The sequence below is a fragment of the Achromobacter pestifer genome (assembly GCF_902859625.1).
GTDB classification, from domain to species: domain Bacteria; phylum Pseudomonadota; class Gammaproteobacteria; order Burkholderiales; family Burkholderiaceae_B; genus Achromobacter; species Achromobacter pestifer.
Genome location: NZ_CADIJX010000009.1, coordinates 92,561 through 113,046 on the forward strand (window position 1 = coordinate 92,561; position 20,486 = coordinate 113,046).

The following is a 20,486-nucleotide window of genomic DNA, read 5'->3' on the forward strand; positions in this document are numbered from 1 at the left end:
CCCCTCGTTGTCTCGCTTCATCAACCCACCCCTTTTTTGTCTGATAGGAATCTGCGTTGCAGAGATGCTTTATTGTTTTTTTATGTTTGCCGCGCCTGCCTTGCGATGGCTGAGTTCAGTGATTGGCCTCTTCATCCGAGAGAATGCGTGCGGCCTTGAGCAGCGCCGTCTCGTACCGTTTCTGTTCGACCGCGACTTGCTCGGGGGTCCATTGGTAAAACCCGCGCAACGATGGGGATTTCACGCCGATATTCCCGTTTGCCACCAGATCGCGCATATAAGCGCTGGGCTCTTGGTCAGTACGCAGATAGGGATACATCGTCGCGGCTGCGGCGCAGTGAATATCGATTCCGGCCAGATCCTTTTGCAGCAGCGGGCCGGCCGCGATGTACCGGAACCCGAAGCCATACCGGACAGCCGCATCCACATCCTCCGCAGACGCGAAGTCCTCCTCGACCAGGGCGATGGCCTCGCGCATCAAGGCATGCTGAATCCGGTTGGCCAAGAACCCCGGGATATCGCGTTTGACTCGGATCGGCTTTTTCCCGACTGACCGCATGATCTGGCTGACCCGATCGGCGGTGGAGGCTTCCGATACGGCGCTGCAAACCACCTCGACGGCAGGCACCAGATGGGCCGGCATAAAGAAGTGCAGGCCAAGCATGCGGTGTTGTGTCGCCAGGTCCTTTGCAATCTGGCTTATCGGAAAGCTGGACGAATTGCTGGTCAACGGCGTTGGAGCTGGGCACAGCGCTTCCAGCTCGGCAAAAACCGCCTGCTTGAGTTCAAGATTTTCAAATACGCATTCGATGACGAGATCGACACCCGTCCAATCGACATCCGCCAGCGCGTCGTAAATGGCGGGTGGGGCTTCGCCACCATCGGCGCCCAATGCCTGAGCCGCGGCATCCACCTTTCCGGGAATCGCAAGACGCGCCTTCGCGTCCGTTTCAACCACCAAGACGCTCCAGTCCGCCACTTGAAACATGGCAGCAACCGCGCATCCCATGGTTCCGCCGCCCACCACAACCACCTTATTGACGCTGCTCATTTTTTGTCCCGTTCACAGGCTTGGTTAAGTGCTGCGATCAATGTACAGAGGCGGCTGTGATTGGTAAAATTCAAATAACTGAATAGAGTTTTCTGAAATATCAATAGTTCGGCCATCGCAGCATCGAATGGAGTTTCGGCAATGCTGGGGGATCTAAAGCAACTGCGCGCCTTTCTTGCGATCGCCCGCCTGGGCAATTTCACCCGGGCCGCGTACGAACTGAATATCTCGCAATCGGCTCTGACCATACAGATCCAGCAACTCGAAACGCATCTGCGCACGCATCTGTTCGACCGCAATCGCCGATCCGTAAACCTGACACCGCAAGGCTTGGAGCTGCTTCCAAGAATCGAGCGCGTGGTTGCCGAGATTGAAGACCTTGTCACCCACGCCCGAGATGCCAGCGACCCCGAACGCGGCACGGTGACCGTCGCAGCCTTGCCCTCACTGGCGGCAGGCCTGCTACCGCACGCCATACATCGGCTGAATCGCAACTACCCTCGCATCACCGTCCGCATACGAGACACGGTCGCCTCTCGTCTTACCTACATGATCCGCAATGGAGAGGTCGACTTCGGGATTGGAAGCCCGATCAAGCGCGATCAGGAGCTGGTCTGGGAAAAGTTGATGACTGACCGGTTTTGCGCTTTTGTCGCGCCGGATTACCCGTGGCCGATGCAGGACACGGTGACTCTCAAGGACCTGGTGGGTCCGCCTCTCATCCTTCCGGTCAGAGAGAGCAGCATCCGCATGCACATTGAAGCGGCAGCCGACAAAAACAAGATCTCGCTGCCCGCGGCGTATGAGGCGGTCTACAACTCAACCATCATGGCGATGGCGGCACAAGGAATCGGCGTAGCCGTCCTCTCCGAGTTGGTCGGGCGCGGAGCCGACACCAGCCGCTTGCGGCGCATCGCGATCGATGATCCGCCGCTATACCGATACATCGGCATCCTGCGACGCGCGGGCCGGTCGCTGTCCCGGCCGGCCGAATTGCTGACATCCGCATTGAGGGAAGTCGCAAGCGAGGATTGATCGGACGAAAAACGGACGAAAAAAAAGCACCGCGATCACTCGCAGGTGCTTGATTCTCTTTCTACCTTCGCAAAAAGGCAGGGGTGGTGGGCTGAGCGAGACTCGAACTCGCGACCAACGGATTAAAAGTCCGCTGCTCTACCGACTGAGCTATCAACCCGACCGAAGCCAGAAATTATGACCGTTTTCTTTGTTCTTGTCAAAAAATTTGATGCGATGGCCCACAACCCCCTATCCGCCCAAATGGAAAACGGCTGCACAAGGCAGCCGCTTTCCATTTGGGCGGGCAGAGGAGAACCTGGAATTACCAGGCAGCCACCACGGCGCCCTTGTACTTGGTCTCGATGAACTGCTTCACGGCCGGGCTGTGATAGATGCTGACCAGCTTGGCGTACTCCGGACGGTCCTTGTCCTTTTCACGCACGACCAGCACGTTGGCGTACGGCGAATCCGGCGATTCCTGGGCAATGGCGTCCTTGGTCGGGTTCAGGCCGGCTTCCAGCGCGAAGTTGGTGTTGATGGCGGAGGCGTCGGTATCATCCAGCGAACGCGGCAGTTGGGCAGCGTCCAGTTCAATGAAGCGCAGCTTCTTCTTGTTCTCAACCACGTCGATCGGCGTTGCCTTCAGGCCGGCTTCGGGACGCAGCTTGATCAGGCCGTTGGCTTGCAGCAGCAGCAGGGCACGGCCGCCGTTGGTCGGATCGTTCGGCAACGCGATGCGGGCGCCGTCCTTCAATTCGGCCAGCGACTTGATCTTCTTGCTGTAGATGCCGATCGGGAAAATCACGGTCTTGGCGATGCTGACCAGCTTGTAGCCACGGTCAGCGTTGGCATTGTCCAGATAGGGCTGGTGCTGATAGCTGTTGACGTCCAGATCGCCTGCCGCCAACGCCACATTGGGCTGCACGTAGTCGGTGAATTCGATGATCTGAACATTCAGGCCCTGCTTGGCGGCTTCGGCCTTGACCACTTCAAAGATCTGGGCGTGCGGGCCGGCGGTCACACCCACCTTCAGCGGCTTGTCCTGAGCCAGCGCGGGCTGGGCGAAAACGGCGGCGCCGAGGGCGAACGCGGCCAGCGACTTCAAAACCTTGATGCTCATGTTGCGATATCCCGAATAACGGATGTGAAGAGAAGAATGAATGGACGCCGTTGCGATCAGCGATGCGACAGGCGGCGCACGAAGCGATCGCCAAAGCTTTGGATCGCTTGAACCAGGACGATCAGCACAATCACGACGGCAGCCATGACGTCTGATTGGAAACGCTGATATCCGTAGCGGATGGCCAGGTCGCCCAAACCGCCACCGCCAATGGCGCCGGCCATTGCCGAATAGCCGATCAGACTGACGACGGTGACGATGGTGGCGGCGATCAGGCCGGGCAACGCTTCAGGCAGCAGCACCTTCATGATGATCTGCATGGGCGATGCGCCCATCGCGCGCGCCGCGGTGATCAGCCCAGGATCCACTTCGCGCATGGCGTTTTCGGCGATGCGGGCCATGAACGGAATGGCGGCCACCGACAGCGGCACGATCGCGGCGGTGGTGCCGATGGAGGTCTGCGCGATCAGGCGCGTGAATGGAATGATCGCAACCATCAAGATCACGAACGGCACCGAACGGGTGGCGTTGATGATGGCGCCCAACACGTGGTTGACCGGCTGGTTCTCCAGCATGTTGCCGCGCGCGGTCACGGTCAGCGTCACGCCCAGCGGAATGCCGATCACCACCGCGATGGCGCTGGCCACGCCCACCATCAGCAGGGTGTCAAGCAGCGACGTAATAAGCAGATCGATCAGTTGCGGACTCATGAGCTATTTCTTCAACGGTAATGTCACGGGCGGTCAATGCGGTGATCGCATCGTTGACCGCGGCGGGCGTGCCTTGCGCCAGCACGAACATCGTGCCCACGGCCACGCCCTGGATATCTTCAACGCGGGCCTGCACCAGGCCGACGTCCAGCGAATACTGCTTGGACAGATCCGACAGGAACGATCCCGACGCATCCGTTCCCGTCAACGACAGGCGCAGCAGACGCACGGCCTGGCCCGGCTTGGCGGCGGCCAGCGTGGCGATGCGTTCTTTCACGGCAGCCAGCGTGGCGTCGGTCAGGTCGGACGCCGTAGCGGCCGACACCATGCCGCGCGTCACGTCGTGGCGCGGCTGCGCGAACACTTCGCGCGTGCTGCCCACTTCCACCACTTCGCCTTGCGACAGCACGGCGACGCGGTCGCAGACTTCGCGCACGACTTCCATCTGGTGGGTAATCATGACGACGGTCACGCCGGTCTTGCGGTTGATGTCGCGCAGCAACGCCAGGATGTTGTGCGTGGTTTCCGGGTCTAGCGCGGACGTGGCTTCATCGCTGAGCAGCACGTCCGGGTTGTTGGCCAGCGCGCGTGCAATGCCCACGCGCTGCTTCTGGCCGCCACTGATCTGGCTGGGGTAGCGGTCACGCAGATGCTCAAGCCCCACCAGCGCCAGCAGGCGCTCGACACGTGCCGGGATCTCGGCTTTTGCCACGCCGGCGATTTCCAGCGGCAGGGCGACATTGCCGTACACCGTGCGGCGCGACAGCAAGTTAAAGCCCTGGAACACCATGCCAATGCGGCGGCGCTGCCCGCGCAACTGCGCTTCGTTCAAGCCCGTGAGCTGCTGCCCGCCGATGGCGATCGTGCCTTCGTTGGGGCGTTCCAGCAAATTGATGCACTGGACCAGCGTGCTTTTACCGGCCCCGCTGGGGCCGATGATGCCGAAGACCTCGCCCTGCTCGATGTGCAGGTTGATGCCTCGCAGCGCCTGGAATTCTCCATGCGGCGTGGCATAGGTCTTGGATAGGTTCTCGATGTGAATCATGGCAAGCGATTTTGTATCTTTTCTCTTCTAAAGAGAACGACCGTTTTTTCCATTTTCTATAACTAGAAGTAATATAGAACGCCGTGGCCGCCCAGGGGCAAGCCGACGAGGCCTATCGCGAATCCTGCAATCGGGTGCCGGGCAGAAGGCGTAAAGGGCAGCCTGGAAGGAAAGCCTTCCTGACTGCCCTTTTGCTACCGTGGCCGATCAAGCGGCCACGCTAACGTCAACGTGCTCGGGAAATGCGCACTTCCGCACCCCGGCGCTTGACCTCAAGGCCTTCGGACGGCGAGATCCGCAGTCCTTCCAGCCCCTTGATGTAGCTGGAGCCTTGCATCTGCATCACGCGGATCTTGTTGCGCATGACGACCGGGTTATGCACCGGCATGCCGAACATCCAGACTTCGTCCAGAATGCGGGCCGAGTTGAACTCGCCCGTATGCTGCGCGGCAGGCCCCAGACAGAGCATGTGCCCTTCCCGGCCGAAAACCGGGAACTGGCCCAATTCGCAGTCGATCGTCCAGGTGGTGCCGCCTTCGTAGCGATGCCCCGTGTTCAGATCCCACCACGCCTCGCCCTTGGGCAGGTACACCCGCACCTGATTGCCAGGCTCGGTCACCGGCGCCACCAGCAGGGCCGGGCCCAGCAGGTATTGCAGGTCCCATTCGTGGGCATGCGGATCGTTCGGGAACGACAGGGCCATGGAACGCTGCACCGGCAAACCGGTGCGCGCGGAGTCCTCGATGGCGCCCAACACATAAGGCACCAGGCGATAGCGCCACTGCATCCAGGTCTTGGCCTGGGCCAGCGTTTCTTCGTCGAAGTCCCAAGGCATCAGGCCTTCAACGCCCTGGAAGGAGAAGTTCGCCGAGAAGACGCCAATGGTCAGCCAACGCAGATACAGCTCGGATGTCATGCCCGAGCGGTCACGCGCGGCGGAGCCGATGCCGTGTACCTGCACCGGCACACCACTGGCCCCAATCGACAAGGCGGTACGCAAGGTATGGCGCAAGCCATTCCAGGTGTTGTCCACCTGCGGCCCCACCTGCCACGGCAGGCGCTGCGCGGCGGGGAACAGGTCGGAACTGGGCACCACGCCTTCCGGCGGCACCTTCAGGCCGGCAACGGCGTCGAACAGCGCGCGGCGCACCAGCAGCGGATACATGGTGCGCAGGGCCGGGCCAGTTTCGCCGTTACGGGCGATCACGCCGTCGGGAATGGCGATCTGGGCGTCGCACGCGGGCGCGTCCAGGCCGTCTTCGACCAATTGGCGATGGCGCTCGACCCACTGGTTGTAGATGTCGCGATAGGTCAGGTCCAGCAAGCCGTACGGCTGCCCCGATGTGGCGGGGATGCCGTCGAACACCTGGGCCGAACCATCTTCCTTGGTCAGCAACCAGCCGCGGTCTTCCAGTTCTTCAAACAACGGGCTGGTTTTCAGCACGCCGGGGAAACCGGAGGCCGAAACATGCACGTTGTGCTTATGGAAGAGCGCCAGCATCTGCTTGGCGTCCGGGAAACGCTGGGCGTCCCATTCAAAAACCGCTTTGTCCGCCTGAAAGCCCCAGGCCGCAGGCTGCGCCAGGGTCACGGCATCCACCGGAATCTGGTTTTCGCGCATGCGGGCCACCAGGGCCACCGTTTGCGTCGGCATTTCGCCCGTGGCCTGTTGCAGCCACGCGCCCATCGCCCACAGCACGGGCTGGCCGGCGCGGCCAGTCAGCGCAGTGTATTGATTCAGGATTTCCGCGGGTTCGCCAGCGAACAGGAACAGGTCCAGCACGGCGTCGTCCACGGTCAGCACATAGGCGGAATCCGCGGGCGCAACACCCACTGCGTGCTCGACGCGGCGCATCGTGTTCACGTAGACACCCCAGCCGCGCGGGCTCCATGCCAACGGCAAGGCGCGATGCTCGGGGTCATCGGAAACAACCGATTCCTCGCGGCGGTTCAAGTCGCCCGGCGTTTCGCCCAGGCCGAAGACGCGATCGTCGCCCTGCAAGGTGAACCCCGCCGACCAGACCGCGTCATCGTCCTGGTCCAGCGCGTTATGCCCGAATGCGGGCGTATGCACGGAAACCTCGGACTCGAACACCCGTTCTTCGTTGCGATAGATCGCAACGCGCACGGGGTTGGATTGAATCTCCAGGGCGACATCACCCTGGGTAATGCGCCAGCCATCCCCGCCTTCGCGAGGGGCAATGGCGGCTTCGCCCACGGCCTCTTGGCGCGCGAGCAGCATTTCCGCCACGGCGCGCGCGCGCGCGCTGGGCTTATCTTCATTCAGGTGATTTGCCTCGCCGAAGCGCAAGCGAAAAACACCAGGCGCATGCGCCTCGACTACCAGGTGCAACCCATCGCCCGCATCGAAATCGAAGCGACTGGGGCGGGACGTCAGCAGCTCGATGTTGTCGAGCTGGGTAGTATGGGCAAAGTCGAACTTGGGCGGCACAGAGCATCCCCCGGCTTAAGCCAAAAACCATCAAAGGACGCTATTTTGACGGATTTGAGCTTTGAAATAAACTCGGTCCCTCTTTTGGACGGAAATCCCATCCATAAAAGGGGTCATAAAGCCCTCGGCGAGCGTCCATCGGCCTTGATGCCCGCGAGCCGCCGAAACGCCAACTTTGAGGCCAATGCGGCCTATTTGGCGCCAAATCCTGGCAATTACTGCAATTCTACGCCACCTGGCCTCGGGGCCCGTCACCGGCCTGACTTTTTTTCACCTAGGAGAAATAAGTTGGGCCAGATCGGTTTCCAATGGTGACGGCTCGCCGGCCAGGCGTGCGGCGATCAGGTCGCCCATCAGCGCCGACCAGGACAGCCCTCGCGAGGCATAGCCGATGGCCAGCCACACGCCCCGAGCATGCGGCAATTCGCCCACCGCCGGCAAGCGTCCCGGCAAGACGGCACGCCAGCCCGCCCAGCCCGGCAGACTGCCTGGAACCAGCGCGTCAAAGTCCGGGAAGTGACCGCTTAGTAGCCCCGCCGCCTTGCCCAGCGTGACGCGCTGCCCATCGGCGCTGATGCGCGCGTCGGTCGCGTCATGCACATACGTGCTGCCGACCACGCAGCCGGCGCCCACATCCGGCAGCAGATACCCTTCCCCGCCCACGATGCAGCGCGGGCCGCCCGACAACGCCGCAGGCGGCACCAGCGTCACCTCGCCTGCCAGCGCGTGCATTTGCGCCACCCGCGGCAACGGTTCCAGCAGGCCGCTGTCAGCCAGCACGCCGCGCGCGCCCGCCGCATTGGCCAGGATGACCGTCTGGGCTTGCGCCAGCTCGGCCCCCTGTTCGTCCAGCACACGCCAGCCCTGTGCGGCAGGCTCCACGCGCGCCGCCTTGCCCGGCAACAACGTCACGCCGGCCGTTGCCAACAAGGCATCGATCAGGCGATTGGGCTGCACCAGCATGCCCTGGGCAAAGAACACACCGCCACGCGCCAGCGGCAAACCGGCCAGGGCGCTGGCCTCGTCACGATCCACCTGACGTACCCAATCGCGCGGAAACGCCAGGGTTTCCAGGGTGCCGGCCAGCGCGGCCGACTTGCCCGCATCACGTTCCACCTGCACCGTGCCGCATACCCGTGGCGCGGCATCGCCGGCCAAACCTTGCCAACGGGCCAGCGCGCGCTGACTGCCCGCACGTGACAGCCGCGCCCGCGCGTTGTCATCTCGCGCCACCACCGGCGTCAGCGCCGCGGCCAGATGGCCAGCGTGCGCGGGCGCACCCAGCGCGCGCCCGGCGTCCAGCACCGTCACGCGCCAACCGCGCCCCGCCAGCGCTTGCGCAATCCCCGCGCCAGCCAACCCCGCGCCCACCACCACGGCATGGCCGGCTTCCATGCCTGGAGCCGCCGCCGCGCGGCCTTCCGCCCGAATCACACCCACCGTCATTGGCCATTCGCCACCCTGCTCCGATGCCCGTTCGATATCGAAACCCACCGTCTGCAAGCCATCCCGCAACGCGCCCGTGCAAGCCCAAGTCGCCACCGTCGCCCCCGGCGCCGCCAGAGCGGCCAGATCGCGCAACAGCGGTTCGGCCCACATCCGCGGATTGCGCTCGGGCGCGAACCCATCCAGAAAGAATGCGTCGACCCGCGCGTTCAGGCGTGGCGCCAGCACCTGCGCATCCCCGAAACCCAGCGTCAGCGTGACCGCGCCGTTCTCGAATTCCAAACGATGCAGCCCCGGCAACAGCGCCGGCCACTGCGCGGCAAGGCGTTGCGCCAGATCCGCCAAGGGCGCAGGCGCGAAACGCGCCAACAATGCCGACAGATCCGGGTCCGTGAACGGATGGGCTTCCAGCGACACTACATGCAGCGTGGCGGATCGCTGCGGGTCATCGCGCCAGGCCTTCCATAGCGTCAAGAAGTTCCAACCCAGGCCAAACCCCGTTTCGCACACCGTGAATTCGCGCCGGCCGCGCCAACGTTCGGGCAATCCGTTGCCGCGCAGGAATACATGTTCCGCCTGCCCCAGCGCGCCTGACGGCGAGCGATGGACATCGCTGCTCAGGGAGTTGTACAGCTTGCCGTCAGCGTCGAAGTCGACCACTGCGGGCGTCAAGGGAACATAGGGCGCGGACATGGAATCCCGGGAAAACAATCAGGGTTGAGACAAAGACGAATTATCGAGCGTCTGCCGTGCAGGCGTTGGATGGACACCACGCGAAGGCCGTGTTTCAGGCCGCTGCCTCAAATTTGACGCATACATGGGCTTACACTGGATTACATGGATACCTATGATCAGCCCCGTTCGCAGGCCTCGCCCATAGACCTGTGCGCCGCAATCGACGCGGCCGTCACTGCGGCTCATGGCGGCGCAGCCATCCTGCAATCCTACGCGCACCACCGAGCGGATCTCGTGATCGACCGCAAGGCGCGCAACGATCTCGTGTCGCAGGCTGACCGCGAGGCCGAAGCCGTCATTATCCAGGAACTACAGGCCCGCACGCCCGCGTTCGGCATCGTGGCCGAAGAGACCGGCGGCAAGCCCCAGGGCAAGGCCACCTGGTACATCGACCCGCTGGACGGCACCACCAATTTCCTGCACGACATCCCGCACTACGCCGTGTCGATCGCGCTGATCGCTCATGCGGGCACCGCCATTTCGGCCAGCGAGACCATGACGGAAGACACGCCGGTCATCGGCGTGGTGTACGACCCCTGCCGTGAAGAACTGTTCACCGCGGTCTACGGCATCGGCGCGTGGTTGAACGGCCGCCGCATCAAGTGTTCGCGCACGCAGACGATTGAAGACTCCGTGCTGGCAACGGGGTTCCCGTTTCGAGACTTTTCTTTCGCCAGTCAATACATGCCCATGCTGAACGACGCCATCAAGCGCGCGCGCGGCGTGCGCCGCATGGGCGCGGCTGCGCTGGACTTGGCGTGGACGGCTTGCGGCCGCTACGACGGTTATTGGGAAATGGGCCTGGCGCCGTGGGACGTAGCCGCCGGCACGTTGATCCTGCGCGAAGCGGGTGGCGCTTGTTCAGACATGCACAAGCTGGATCCGTGGCCAATTGGCGGGCGCGTCGTAGCGGGCAACCCCGCCATCGAACGCGCCCTGCACGAGATGATCGCGCCCCATCTGGACGCGCCCGGTTGAATCGAGCCTAGGCTGTCGTCGTGCCTGTCGGCACGGCGGCCGGCGCATCAGGCCGCAGCTCGCGGCGCAAGATCTTGCCCACGTTGCTCTTGGGCAATTCATCGCGGAACTCCACGAAGCGCGGACGTTTGTAGCCCGTCAGTTTTTCGCGGCACCAATCCTGCACTTGCGCCTCGGTCAATGATGGATCGCTCTTCACCACGAATACCTTGACGGCTTCGCCCGAGTGTTCGTCCGGCACCCCGATGGCCGCGCACTCCAGCACGCCCGGCAGTTCCGCCACCACCGCCTCGACCTCGTTCGGATAGACCTTGAATCCCGACACCGCGATCATGTCCTTCTTGCGGTCCACGATGCGCGTATAGCCCTGTTCATCCATGATGCCAATGTCGCCCGTGCGGAAGAATCCGTCGGCCGTCATGGACTGCCGCGTTTCCTCTGGCTTCTGCCAATACCCCAGCATGACCTGCGGCCCGCGGATGCCCACTTCCCCGCGCTCCCCCAACGGCACTTCGTGACCGGCGTCATCAAGAATCGCGACGTCGGTGGACGGCAGCGGCAGGCCGATGGAACCTGAATAGGCCGTGGCATTGGTGGGGTTCGCCGTGGCGACGGGCGACGTCTCCGACAAGCCATAGCCTTCGATCAACGGCCTGCCGGTGATCTTCAGCCAACGTTCGGCCACGGGCTGTTGCACGGCCATGCCGCCGCCCAGCGTCAACCGCAAGGCAGAGAAATCCAGCTTCGCGAAATCCGGATTGTGCGCCAGCGCGTTAAACAGCGTATTGACGCCCGGAAACACATTGATCGGCACCTTGCGCCACGCATTGATCAACGAAGGCTGATCGCGCGGGTTGATGATGAGCACATTGCGCATGCCCGCGTACATGCCATACAAGCCGCACAGCATCATGGCGAACACGTGATACAGCGGCAGCGCGCTGATGATGGTGATCTGGGAGCCCGACAGGTCATGCAGCGCGGGCTGCGCCACGGCTTCCGTCTGCAACACGTTGGCCGTCAAGTTGCCGTGCGACAGCATGGCGCCCTTGGGCACGCCGGTCGTGCCGCCGGTGTATTGCAGCACCGCCACGTCGTCCATGCTCAGCACGGGCGGCGTGAACGGCGCGCGCGCGCCAGCCTCCAACACCTTCGACAGCGGATGCGCGTCATCAATCCGCCACGCCGGCACGATCTTCTTGATATGGCGGGCGGCGAAATTGATGATCGGCGCTTTCAGGCCGCCGAGCAGATCTCCCGGGCCGGTCACGACGATATGCTTGAGTTGCCCGCGATTCTTCACGGCCTGCAAGGTGTGCGCGAAGTTTTCAAGGATCAGAATGACCGACGCGCCGCTGTCCTGCAATTGGCGTTCAAGCTCGTCGGCCATATACAGTGGATTCACATTCACCACGACAAAGCCGGCGCGCAGCGTACCCAGCATGCCCACCAGATACGCCGGCACGTTGGGCATCATCAGCGCCACCCGGGCGCCTTTGGGCAAGCCCAGGCTTTGCAACCATCCCGCGAACGCGCGCGCATGCTGGTCCAGCTGCGCATAGGTAATGTCACTGCCCATGGCCGTGCAGGCGATGCGCGAGGCGTATTGTTTGCAGGCCCGGTCCAGCAAGTCGGCCAGTGAGGAATAACCCTCAGTGGAGATCTCCGCCGGAACCCCCTGCGGGTAATGGGCAAGCCACGGACGCTTCATGGTAGTTGTCTCCATTAAATAGATTTTTGATTGATGATAACCTTGTTGCGTTCCCTTATTCCGCCTGACTTCCCCCATGAAACTGCTCGAACCCATCGTCGCCTGGCATCACGATATCTCCAAGATCCGCCGTGACATTCACGCGCATCCCGAATTGGCCTTCGAGGAATTCCGCACCGCCGACGTCGTGGCGTCCAAGCTCGAAGAGTGGGGCATTGAAATCGACCGCGGCCTGGGCGGCACCGGCGTGGTCGGCATCATCCGCGGCAACCAGCCCGGCGATCGCGCCGTGGGCCTGCGCGCCGACATGGATGCGCTGCCCATGCAAGAGGTCAACACGTTCGCGCACGCCAGCCAGAACGAAGGCAAGATGCACGCCTGCGGCCATGACGGCCACACCGCCATGCTGCTGGCCGCCGCGCAATACCTGTCGCAGCACCGCGATTACGCCGGCACCGTTTATGTGATTTTCCAGCCCGCTGAAGAAGGCGGCGGTGGCGCCAAGCGCATGATCGACGACGGCCTGTTCAAGCGCTTCCCGATGGAAGCCGTATTCGGCATGCACAACTGGCCCGGCATGAAGCCCGGTCAATTCGGCCTGACGCCCGGCCCCATCATGGCGTCCAGCAACGAATTCTCGATCGTCGTCAAAGGCAAGGGCACGCATGCCGGCATGCCTAATCTGGGCATCGATCCGGTCATGGCCGCGGTGCAGTTGGCGCAATCATTGCAGACCATCATCACGCGCAACCGCAATCCGCTGGATGCCGCGGTGCTCAGCATCACGCAGATCCACGCTGGCAGCGCCGACAACGTGGTGCCCAACCACGCCGAACTGCGCGGCACGGTGCGCACCTTCACGCTGGACGTGCTGGACCTGATCGAACGCCGTATGGAAGAGATCACGCGCCACACCTGCGCAGCCATGGATTGCGAAGTGGACTTCACCTTCCAGCGCAACTATCCGCCCACCATCAACCACGCCGAAGAAGCCGCGTTCTGTGCCGACGTGCTGCGCGACATCGTGGGCGACGCCAACGTCAACGATCACGTGCAACCCACCATGGGCGCGGAAGACTTCGCGTTCATGCTGCAAGAACTGCCCGGCTGCTACGTCTGGATCGGCAATGGCACGGGCGACCACCGCGACAGCGGCCATGGCCTGGGCCCGTGCATGCTGCACAACGGCAGCTATGACTTCAATGACGAACTGCTGCCGCTGGGCGGCACGTACTGGGTCCAACTGGCACTGAAGCGTCTGGCCAAAGCCTGACGCTTAACCGCCGTCCGCCGCCCCGACCGCCAGGCACATAGCCAGGAAGCGGCCGGTGGCGCGGGCAGCGGCATCCGCATGCGGCACCAGGATGCTCAGGGTGCGCGTCAGCGGTTTGGGCAACAAGCGCAAGGCCGCCAACGCCCCGTCCTCATGCCGCATCGACATGACGGACACAAACCCCACCCCCAAGCCGGCGCGCACGGCCTGCTTCACGCCTTCGACGCCCGCCAGCTCCAGCCCCACCGACGGCGCCAGCCCTGCATCCGCGAACGCGCGCTCCACCAGCCGGCGCACGCCCGATCCGGGTTCACGCATGACCAGCGCGGACGCGGCCAGATCACGCAAGGTCACCGCCCCTTTGCCCGCCAGCGCATGATCCGCGCGCACGATCGCCACCACTTCGTCCTGCCGCCAGGCATGCACTGCGGTGTCGGCCGGCAACCCGGCGGGCACGTCGCCTTCGATGAAAGCCAGGTCCAGCGCAGGCAACCGTTCAACGATTTCCCGCGTATTGCCGTCCGACAGGTGCAGGCTGACCGCCGGAAAGGCATGGCGAAAATCCGCCACCAGACGCGGCAATAGATAGCTGGCGGGCGTGGTGCTGGCCCCCAGGCGCAACGCGCCGGTCTCCAGCCCTCGCCAGGATTCGCGCACGGCCTGCGCCTGGCGGTAGACCTGGCGCAACTGCCGCGCTTGTTCGGCCAAGCGATCGCCGGCGTCGGTCAATGCGATGCCATGGCCGCTGCGGCGGTACAGCGGTTCGCCGAACCATTCCTGCAACATGCGCAGCTGGCCGGAGACGGCAGGCTGGGACAGATGCAGCAGTTGCGCGGCGCGGCTGATGTTGCCGGTATCGGCAACGCAGGCAAAGGTCAGCAACTGGTCCGGGGTCATGGCAGCCTAATTATCAGAATTTCTGATATTACATATCGAAAATAAAGATTTTTCAAATAGTATGCCGACGCCTAATATTTCGTGAAGTTATTTAGATATGCCCAAAGGGCCAGTCATGAGCACTTCTTCCAGCACCACCGCCCCCCTCCCCGCCTCTGCCGTGCAGGCATCGGCCCCGTCAGCCGCCGCGCCATCAGCCACCGCCACGCCCTGGCGTGACAAGCTCAACGGGGTGCTGTTCGTCGGCCTGATGGCGGCCGCCGTGATGCAGCTGGCCGACCTGCCCTACATTCGCCAACTGGGCTTTTCGCCGCTGGTGGTGGGTATTGTCTGTGGGATGCTTTACGGCAACTTCCTGCGCGGCACGATGCCGGCCGATTGGGGGGTGGGCGTGAATTTCACCGCGCGTCGGCTGCTTCGCATCGCCGTCGCCTTCTACGGCCTGAACATCAGCATCCAGCAAATCGCGGCAGTGGGCCTGCCCGGGCTGGCCGTGTCGGTCGCAGTGGTGCTCGGCACCTTGGTGATCGGCACCGTGGTCGGGCAACGCATGCTGGGCCTGGACCGCGACACGGCCATGCTGACCGCCGCGGGCAGCGCGATCTGCGGCGCGGCCGCCGTGCTGGCGTTCGAGCCCACCTTGCGCGCCGCTCCGCACAAGAGCGCCGTCGCCGTCGCCACCGTGGTGCTGTTCGGCACCCTGTCCATGTTCCTGTACCCCATCCTCTACCACGCGGGCTGGCTCAATTTCGATACCCAGGCGCTTGGCATCTATATTGGCGGCACCATCCATGAAGTGGCACAGGTCGTCGGCGCCGCCAGCAATATCGACCCCGCCACCACCGAAGTCGCCACCATCGTCAAGATGACCCGCGTCGCCCTGCTGGTGCCTGTCCTGCTGGTCCTGGGCATGTACCTGCGCAGCGCCGCCAGCCAGGCCGGCGGCCAGGCCAAGGGCGCCAAGCTTCCGATCCCCTGGTTCGCGGTCGGCTTCCTGGTGCTGGCCATCATCAATTCTTTGAATATCATCCCCGCCGATGCCATTGCGGCCATCCGCCGCCTGGACGTCTTCGCCTTGACCATGGCCATGACGGCGCTGGGCATCGAAACCCGCTTCGCCCAGATCAAGAAAGCCGGCCCCCGCGTGATGGCCCTGGGCCTGATCCTGTACGCCTGGCTGTTGGTTGGCGGCTACGGTATCGTGAAGTTGGCGACCTGATCTTCCGGCCGCCGCGCCAAAGCACCGCGGCGGCCTCTTCCACGCACGCCGAGGTCACGTTTTTCCTGCATAATCGGCTGGTTCCCTTGCATTGGAGTCGGCCGCATGACCTCCAGCACCAAAACCCCGTTTACGACTTTGCCCGCCCATCGCGACGCGGTATTGCGCGTCATGCCGATGCCGGCGGATGCGAATATCCACGGGGATGTTTTTGGCGGCTGGATCATGGCCCAGGTGGATATCGCCGGATCGATTCCCGCTGCGCGACGCGCCGCCGGCCGGGTCGCCACCGTCGCGGTCAACGCCTTCCAGTTCAAAGAGCCCGTGTTCGTGGGCGACCTGCTCAGCTTCTACGCATCCATCTCCAAGACCGGCACCACGTCAATCACGGTGTCGGTCGAGGTCTATGCCGAGCGCCAGCGCCTGGACGCCGAAGTCGTCAAGGTCACCGAGGCCACGCTGACCTACGTCGCCACCGATGAAGCGCGGCGCAGCCGCCCCCTCCCCACTCTTTGAGCCGTAACGCATGACGCAGTCCGCCGCCGCGCAGAAACCGCCCGCGACGCCCCGCCGCCTCGACCCGGAAGACGCCCAGACCGCCTTGGCCGAAGTCCAGGAACGCCTGCGCCGCCAGCAATTGGTTGCCGACCTGGTGCATCGCCAGGAAGAAGGCGACGCCAAGGCCACGCTGGTCGAAGACCTGGTGCACCGCCAGCACGAAGCTGAACTCAAGACCTTGCTGGACGGCCTGCATCCGGCCGACATCGCCTTCATCCTGGAGTCGCTGCCCAAGGACGAACGCCAGGCCATCTGGAAACTGGTCAGCCCCGAGCACGACGCGGACGTGCTGCTGGAAGTGGAAGACTGGGTGCGGGAATCGCTGATCGAAGCGATGGACCGCCAGGACCTGGTCGCCGCCACCGGCAACATGGACGCCGACGAGCTGGCCGACCTGGCGCCCGACCTGCCACCCGACGTGGTGGCCGAAGTGCAAAAGGGCCTGACCGAAGAAGAACGCGCGCAACTGCTGGAGGCCATGGGCTATCCGGAAGACAGCGTGGGCGCCATCATGGACTTCGAGATGGTCCGCGTGCGCGAAGACGTCACGCTGGAAGTGGTGCTGCGCTATCTGCGCCGCCTGCACGAACTGCCTGACCACACTGACCAGATCTTCGTGGTGGACCGCCAGGACAAGCTGCAAGGCATCCTGCCGCTGTCGCGCCTGTTGGTCAGCGAACCCGAGACCGAAGTGCGCGCCGTCATGAATTCGGACTTTCTGGCGCTGAACCCGCTGGACTCCGATGCCGACGCCGCCGGCGCATTTGAACGCTACGATCTGGTGTCCGCCCCCGTCATGGACGACCAGGGCCGCCTGATCGGTCGCGTCACGATCGCCGACGTGGTTGACGTGATGCGCGAAGACTCCCAGGAACAAGCGCTGTCGCGCGCCGGTCTGCAAGAAGAAGACATCTTCGCGCCGGTCAGCACCGCCCTGCGCAACCGTGCCCCCTGGCTGCTGCTCAACCTCTGTACCGCCGCCACCGCTTCTTTCGTGGCATCCCAGTTTGAAGGCACGGTCAGCCAGATCGTGATTCTGGCTTTCCTGATGTCGATCGTCGCCGGCATTGGCGGCAACTCCGGCAATCAGACCATGACGCTGATCATCCGGGCGCTGGCCATGGGCCGGATCACCGGGCGCAACCTGTGGCAACTGGTCAAGCGTGAGCTGTTCGTGACCTTGCTGGTGGGTTTGTGCGGCAGTCTGGTCGCCGCTCTGTTCGCCTGGGTGATCTCGCATTCGCTCTCGATCGCGCTGGTCATGATGGCGGCGATGATCTGCAATATGCTGGTTGGCGCGTCGGTCGGCGTGCTGGTGCCGATGGTGCGTGCCCGCTTCGGCAAGGACCCCGCGATGGGTTCTTCCGTGCTGCTGACATTCGCCACCGACTCGCTGGGATTCTTCATCTTCCTGGGCCTGGCAACGTTCTTCCTGCTGTAGCCTGCCTGCAACAGACACTTTTTTTCTTATTTTCCCACCCGCCTGTCTCACGGGGCAGACAAGGGAAAACGGCGTTTCATGACAGCGAAGTGACAGGGAAAATACCCATGACTCCATGTAAAGTCATGGAATTGTCATCTTTCCCCCTTAGTTCCTGCAATGATCGCCAGACTTCGGGCAGCGCTCTTATTCCTGCTGCTCTCGACTTTCGCCGCCACCGCCCAAGCCTGTGAAGATTTGCCCTCCTGGGCACAATCGGCCTGCAACCGCCTGGACCAGATCTGGACCGAAGGCGGCAATGACCTCTACGTTTCCGGCTACGCCTGGCACAACCGTGCCGCGTACAGCAGCGAGAAAATCAACAGCTTCAACGAACTCGCCTGGGGTGGCGGCTATGGCCGCAGCATCTACGACGAAGACGGCGACTGGCAGGGCCTGTATGGCATGGCCTTCCTGGACTCGCACAGCAAGGTCCAACCCATCGCGGGTTATGGCTTTCTGAAAATCGGGCAGGTCAGCGAGAACTTCCGGTTGGGCGCGGGTTACACCGTCTTCCTCACGGCACGTCACGACATCATGAGCTACGTGCCGTTCCCCGGCATCCTGCCGCTGGTGGGCGCGGGCTACAAGGACGCCATGCTGTACGCGACCTATATCCCCGGAAAATCAGGTACGGGCAACGTGCTGTTCGTTTTCGGCCGCTGGCACTTCTAGGCGCAAGCGCCGGGCCCTAAAAGGCCTGGCCCAACTTGCGAACCAGATCGCCCAGACGCCAGTCGTCTATTCCGTGCGCACGCAACGCGCGCTCGGTTTCCACCACATAGTCCAGGCACGGCCCGGAGTGCCCCACGGCATTGCGCACGGATGCCAACAGGCGGTCGTCACTGATGTCGGCCGCATATTCCTGGCATGCGCGGTTCAAGAGGAACACCAGCCCCTGCACCGGCGAGGCCTCGGTATGGCAGGTGAGCCAACGGGGGGTATAGGCGCCGGTGACCATTTCGCGGCGCCACAGCGCCTGGAACACCGTCGGCACGTCGCAGGCTGCGATCTGAAACGCGACGCCGCGGCAACATCCACCCCGATTCAACCCGAACACCAGACCGGGATTGTCGGGCGACCCGCGATGGTCATGTGACCACAGGCACAAAGACCGGTGATAGCCGCGCACGGTCGCCAGACGGCGCTCGCGCCAGGCGAAGCCGGGATGCCAGATCAGGGAGCCGTAGGCGAACACCCATAAATCGTCGACGCCGTTCCATCCGGCCAGTAGGTCGTCCACCGACAGCATTTGCCGCATTTTTGCCAAACCGGCACAGCCGGCGGGTACTGCCAACGACATAGCGTCCTCTGATATCCCAATTCATTCCATGCAAGGAATGAGGGATATCCTACGCCGACCATCGCGCAAAAGAATTGCGAGATAAGGCCCTTGCAACACGCCGAAAGAAATTTGCATCCGCCGCAAGCCATGCATGCGGAAAAAATTTGCGCGCCGGCCGCTATACCGCGTCCAGCGGCAATTCCGTGGTGCTTTTGATGACTTCCATCGAGAAGCTTGCGCTGACGTCCAGCAGGTCAACCGCGGCAATCAGCCGGCGGTAAAAGCGGTCATAGGCCGCCATGTCCTCGACCACCACTTTCAACAGGTAGTCGATGTCACCCGCCATGCGGTGGAACTCCACCACGTTGGGCAACGCCATGACGGCGTTGATCAAGCTCTGCGTCCATTTCTCGTTGTGCTGGCTGGTCTTGATCGACACGAAGACGGTCAGGTTCAACCCCAATGCGCGGGGGTCCAGCAGGATGGCATTGCGCGCGATGACGCCGTCATCCTTCAGTTTCTGGATGCGGCGCCAACATGGCGTCACGGACAGGTTTACCTGTTCAGCAATTTCAGCGACCGAACAGGTGGCGTCTTTTTGCAGCAGCCCCAATATCTTGATGTCTGTCTGGTCCATGGGTTTCCTCGACGCGATGGGTGCCAATCTTGCCTGTTACTCCAACCGGCGTCCAGCCAGGGGCTGCCCGCACCGAGTCCCCGCCTAATACGTGCCCGGGTAGCCGCCGCCATCGATCAGGATGCTCTGCGCGGTCATGTAGCCGGCATGCGCGGAACAGAGATAGGCACACAACGCACCCAATTCTTCGGGTTGCCCGTAGCGCCCCGCCGGATTCGCCCGGCCGCGCTCGTCCCAGAGTTGATCGAACGTCTTTCCGCCCGACTGCTCCAGCATGCCCTGGATATGTCTGACCTGCGCATCCGTGGCGAAAGCGCCCGGCAGCAGGTTGTTGATGGTGACGTTGTGCCGCACCGTCTGACGCGCCAAACCGCCCACAAAACCGATCAACCCCGACCGCGCGCCATTGGACAAGCCCAGTTCGGCATGCGGCGCCTTCACGCTGCGCGAGACGATATTCACGATGCGGCCGAAGCGGCGCTCGATCATGCCGTCAACCACGCGCCGGATCATGTCGATCGGCCCCAGCATCATCGCGTCCAGCGACGCGATCCAGTCCTCGCGCGTCCAGTCCCGGAAGTCGCCGGGCAAGGGGCCGTCGGCGTTGTTGATGAGGATGTCGGGATGCGGGCAAGCCGCGATCGCCGCGTCCCGGCCTTGCACCTGGGTCAGATCGGCCGACACCCAGCCCACGCCGATGCCGGTTTCGTGGGAGATCTCGGCCGCGGCCTGCTCCAGCGTTTGCGGATTCCGGGCCGCGATCGTCACGGCCACCCCTTCGCGCGCCAATTGCAGTGCACACGCCCGACCCATGCCGCGGCTGCCGCCAAAGACCAATGCCGTTTTGCCGCTGATCCCCAGATCCATGCCTG

The 20,486-nt window shown here is 63.3% G+C and carries 18 protein-coding genes and 1 tRNA gene; 7 read left to right on the forward strand and 12 right to left on the reverse strand.

The window, feature by feature from the left end:
* Positions 1 to 115: 115 nt before the first annotated feature.
* A complete protein-coding gene (locus HV753_RS26120) occupies positions 116 to 1,051 on the reverse strand; it encodes a 3-hydroxyacyl-CoA dehydrogenase family protein (RefSeq protein WP_175177494.1) in 936 nt (311 codons plus the stop codon).
* A gap of 141 nt (positions 1,052 to 1,192) precedes the next feature.
* On the opposite strand from HV753_RS26120, the gene HV753_RS26125 reads away from it, so the two are divergent.
* Positions 1,193 to 2,086, forward strand: a complete 894-nt coding sequence (locus HV753_RS26125; protein WP_175177495.1) for a LysR family transcriptional regulator — start codon at positions 1,193 to 1,195, stop codon at positions 2,084 to 2,086.
* Positions 2,087 to 2,170: 84 nt separating this feature from the next.
* Here the strand turns inward: HV753_RS26125 and HV753_RS26130 are convergent.
* The 6 genes from HV753_RS26130 to mnmC all read right to left on the reverse strand — a co-directional run bounded on the left by HV753_RS26130 (position 2,171) and on the right by mnmC (position 9,534).
* Positions 2,171 to 2,246, reverse strand: a tRNA-Lys gene (locus HV753_RS26130).
* Between the two features lie 144 nt (positions 2,247 to 2,390).
* On the reverse strand, positions 2,391 to 3,188 hold the full coding sequence (locus tag HV753_RS26135; RefSeq protein WP_175177496.1) for a MetQ/NlpA family ABC transporter substrate-binding protein: 798 nt from the start codon (positions 3,186 to 3,188) through the stop codon (positions 2,391 to 2,393).
* A gap of 56 nt (positions 3,189 to 3,244) precedes the next feature.
* Complete coding sequence (locus HV753_RS26140; protein WP_175177497.1) at positions 3,245 to 3,898, reverse strand: methionine ABC transporter permease; 654 nt, start codon at positions 3,896 to 3,898, stop codon at positions 3,245 to 3,247.
* Positions 3,855 to 4,943 carry a methionine ABC transporter ATP-binding protein gene (locus HV753_RS26145; RefSeq protein WP_175177498.1) on the reverse strand — a complete coding sequence of 363 codons (1,089 nt, stop codon included), beginning with the start codon at positions 4,941 to 4,943 and terminating at the stop codon, positions 3,855 to 3,857. The genes HV753_RS26140 and HV753_RS26145 overlap by 44 nt, the downstream gene beginning before the upstream one ends.
* 226 nt (positions 4,944 to 5,169) lie before the next feature.
* Positions 5,170 to 7,395: a glycoside hydrolase family 31 protein gene (locus HV753_RS26150; RefSeq protein ID WP_175177499.1), complete on the reverse strand. Its 2,226-nt coding sequence runs from the start codon at positions 7,393 to 7,395 to the stop codon at positions 5,170 to 5,172.
* 270 nt (positions 7,396 to 7,665) lie between these two features.
* Positions 7,666 to 9,534 (reverse strand): bifunctional tRNA (5-methylaminomethyl-2-thiouridine)(34)-methyltransferase MnmC2/FAD-dependent 5-carboxymethylaminomethyl-2-thiouridine(34) oxidoreductase MnmC1, encoded by a 1,869-nt coding sequence (mnmC, locus tag HV753_RS26155; RefSeq protein WP_175177500.1) that lies wholly within the window; start codon positions 9,532 to 9,534, stop codon positions 7,666 to 7,668.
* Positions 9,535 to 9,678: 144 nt separating this feature from the next.
* Between mnmC and HV753_RS26160 the strand changes: the two genes are divergently transcribed.
* The gene (locus tag HV753_RS26160; protein WP_175177501.1) at positions 9,679 to 10,554 is read left to right on the forward strand and encodes an inositol monophosphatase family protein; all 876 of its coding nucleotides are present in this window, start codon (positions 9,679 to 9,681) and stop codon (positions 10,552 to 10,554) included.
* Positions 10,555 to 10,561: 7 nt separating this feature from the next.
* On the opposite strand, the gene HV753_RS26165 is transcribed toward HV753_RS26160, so the two are convergent.
* The gene (locus HV753_RS26165) at positions 10,562 to 12,265 is read right to left on the reverse strand and encodes an AMP-binding protein (RefSeq protein ID WP_175177502.1); all 1,704 of its coding nucleotides are present in this window, start codon (positions 12,263 to 12,265) and stop codon (positions 10,562 to 10,564) included.
* 76 nt (positions 12,266 to 12,341) lie between these two features.
* Between HV753_RS26165 and HV753_RS26170 the strand changes: the two genes are divergently transcribed.
* On the forward strand, positions 12,342 to 13,538 hold the full coding sequence (locus HV753_RS26170) for a M20 aminoacylase family protein (RefSeq protein WP_175177503.1): 1,197 nt from the start codon (positions 12,342 to 12,344) through the stop codon (positions 13,536 to 13,538).
* A 3-nt stretch (positions 13,539 to 13,541) separates the two neighbouring features.
* On the opposite strand, the gene HV753_RS26175 is transcribed toward HV753_RS26170, so the two are convergent.
* A complete protein-coding gene (locus HV753_RS26175; RefSeq protein ID WP_175177504.1) occupies positions 13,542 to 14,435 on the reverse strand; it encodes a LysR family transcriptional regulator in 894 nt (297 codons plus the stop codon).
* Between the two features lie 115 nt (positions 14,436 to 14,550).
* Between HV753_RS26175 and HV753_RS26180 the strand changes: the two genes are divergently transcribed.
* From HV753_RS26180 to pagP, 4 genes are all read left to right on the forward strand, one after another.
* Positions 14,551 to 15,654 carry a YeiH family protein gene (locus HV753_RS26180; RefSeq protein WP_246288397.1) on the forward strand — a complete coding sequence of 368 codons (1,104 nt, stop codon included), beginning with the start codon at positions 14,551 to 14,553 and terminating at the stop codon, positions 15,652 to 15,654.
* Between the two features lie 105 nt (positions 15,655 to 15,759).
* A complete protein-coding gene (locus HV753_RS26185) occupies positions 15,760 to 16,170 on the forward strand; it encodes an acyl-CoA thioesterase (RefSeq protein WP_175177505.1) in 411 nt (136 codons plus the stop codon).
* A 10-nt stretch (positions 16,171 to 16,180) separates the two neighbouring features.
* On the forward strand, positions 16,181 to 17,653 hold the full coding sequence (mgtE, locus tag HV753_RS26190; protein WP_175177506.1) for a magnesium transporter: 1,473 nt from the start codon (positions 16,181 to 16,183) through the stop codon (positions 17,651 to 17,653).
* Between the two features lie 159 nt (positions 17,654 to 17,812).
* Positions 17,813 to 18,367, forward strand: coding sequence for a lipid IV(A) palmitoyltransferase PagP (pagP, locus tag HV753_RS26195; RefSeq protein WP_175177507.1), 555 nt, complete (start codon positions 17,813 to 17,815; stop codon positions 18,365 to 18,367).
* Positions 18,368 to 18,383: 16 nt separating this feature from the next.
* On the opposite strand, the gene HV753_RS26200 is transcribed toward pagP, so the two are convergent.
* The 3 genes from HV753_RS26200 to HV753_RS26210 all read right to left on the reverse strand — a co-directional run bounded on the left by HV753_RS26200 (position 18,384) and on the right by HV753_RS26210 (position 20,481).
* Positions 18,384 to 18,995, reverse strand: a complete 612-nt coding sequence (locus tag HV753_RS26200) for a gamma-glutamylcyclotransferase (RefSeq protein WP_175177508.1) — start codon at positions 18,993 to 18,995, stop codon at positions 18,384 to 18,386.
* Between the two features lie 160 nt (positions 18,996 to 19,155).
* Complete coding sequence (locus HV753_RS26205; protein ID WP_175177509.1) at positions 19,156 to 19,614, reverse strand: Lrp/AsnC family transcriptional regulator; 459 nt, start codon at positions 19,612 to 19,614, stop codon at positions 19,156 to 19,158.
* Between the two features lie 84 nt (positions 19,615 to 19,698).
* The gene (locus HV753_RS26210; protein ID WP_175177510.1) at positions 19,699 to 20,481 is read right to left on the reverse strand and encodes an SDR family NAD(P)-dependent oxidoreductase; all 783 of its coding nucleotides are present in this window, start codon (positions 20,479 to 20,481) and stop codon (positions 19,699 to 19,701) included.
* Between the last annotated feature and the right edge of the window lie 5 nt (positions 20,482 to 20,486).

Coding starts and splice junctions, on each gene's coding strand:
- HV753_RS26175 (WP_175177504.1), bottom strand. CDS start 14,435: ATGACCCCGGACCAGTTGCTGACCTTTGCCTGCGTTGCCGATACCGGC.
- HV753_RS26145 (WP_175177498.1), bottom strand. CDS start 4,943: ATGATTCACATCGAGAACCTATCCAAGACCTATGCCACGCCGCATGGA.
- mgtE (WP_175177506.1), top strand. CDS start 16,181: ATGACGCAGTCCGCCGCCGCGCAGAAACCGCCCGCGACGCCCCGCCGC.
- HV753_RS26205 (WP_175177509.1), bottom strand. CDS start 19,614: ATGGACCAGACAGACATCAAGATATTGGGGCTGCTGCAAAAAGACGCC.
- HV753_RS26120 (WP_175177494.1), bottom strand. CDS start 1,051: ATGAGCAGCGTCAATAAGGTGGTTGTGGTGGGCGGCGGAACCATGGGA.
- HV753_RS26140 (WP_175177497.1), bottom strand. CDS start 3,898: ATGAGTCCGCAACTGATCGATCTGCTTATTACGTCGCTGCTTGACACC.
- HV753_RS26125 (WP_175177495.1), top strand. CDS start 1,193: ATGCTGGGGGATCTAAAGCAACTGCGCGCCTTTCTTGCGATCGCCCGC.
- HV753_RS26135 (WP_175177496.1), bottom strand. CDS start 3,188: ATGAGCATCAAGGTTTTGAAGTCGCTGGCCGCGTTCGCCCTCGGCGCC.
- mnmC (WP_175177500.1), bottom strand. CDS start 9,534: ATGTCCGCGCCCTATGTTCCCTTGACGCCCGCAGTGGTCGACTTCGAC.
- HV753_RS26180 (WP_246288397.1), top strand. CDS start 14,551: ATGAGCACTTCTTCCAGCACCACCGCCCCCCTCCCCGCCTCTGCCGTG.
- HV753_RS26210 (WP_175177510.1), bottom strand. CDS start 20,481: ATGGATCTGGGGATCAGCGGCAAAACGGCATTGGTCTTTGGCGGCAGC.
- HV753_RS26200 (WP_175177508.1), bottom strand. CDS start 18,995: ATGTCGTTGGCAGTACCCGCCGGCTGTGCCGGTTTGGCAAAAATGCGG.
- HV753_RS26160 (WP_175177501.1), top strand. CDS start 9,679: ATGGATACCTATGATCAGCCCCGTTCGCAGGCCTCGCCCATAGACCTG.
- pagP (WP_175177507.1), top strand. CDS start 17,813: ATGATCGCCAGACTTCGGGCAGCGCTCTTATTCCTGCTGCTCTCGACT.
- HV753_RS26170 (WP_175177503.1), top strand. CDS start 12,342: ATGAAACTGCTCGAACCCATCGTCGCCTGGCATCACGATATCTCCAAG.
- HV753_RS26185 (WP_175177505.1), top strand. CDS start 15,760: ATGACCTCCAGCACCAAAACCCCGTTTACGACTTTGCCCGCCCATCGC.
- HV753_RS26165 (WP_175177502.1), bottom strand. CDS start 12,265: ATGAAGCGTCCGTGGCTTGCCCATTACCCGCAGGGGGTTCCGGCGGAG.